Below are 457 nucleotides of genomic sequence, written 5' to 3' on the forward strand. Positions count from 1 at the left end.
TGTACCCTACGATGAAGAGTCCAAGCAGCAGGGATTCACATGCTCGCTCTTCGCGCTCAAAGGCAAGGACGTATCTGACGCGCTCGAGGTACCCGAGAACGGTCATTGCGACAGCCATTGGAGCCCCGGTGTTGCAGAACAAGTGATGTGCGAAGGAGCGAGCGTGCGCTCCAGCTGCAAGTGGCCAAGCGCAACGTTTAGTACCCGACTTCCGACCAAATGCAAAGAAGACGGCATTCTCCACGGCATCCTGTACAAAATCTTCGAGCGCATAAGAACCGGTACAAGTGTCTCGACGGAAGTTACGCACTGACGACTCCCACAGACATCGGCCTCTCTACGAGGACAGTGAACTTGTCTGAATACGCTACGCTTTGAACCAGTGCGCCCTCATCGAAGTAAGGTCCATGCTGTATAAAGCCGTGGTCAGACGATCGGTAGCGAACCGGGGAGGTAT

1 protein-coding gene is annotated in these 457 nt (G+C 54.7%); it reads left to right on the forward strand.

The genetic code is table 11. The annotated features are described in order from the left end of the window. On the forward strand, positions 1 to 313 hold a 313-nt coding region (locus tag BBH99_RS22780; RefSeq protein ID WP_228390808.1), incomplete at its 5' end, for a hypothetical protein. Between the last annotated feature and the right edge of the window lie 144 nt (positions 314 to 457).

It is taken from the genome of Chryseobacterium contaminans (assembly GCF_001684955.1).
Lineage (GTDB): Bacteria > Bacteroidota > Bacteroidia > Flavobacteriales > Weeksellaceae > Chryseobacterium > Chryseobacterium contaminans.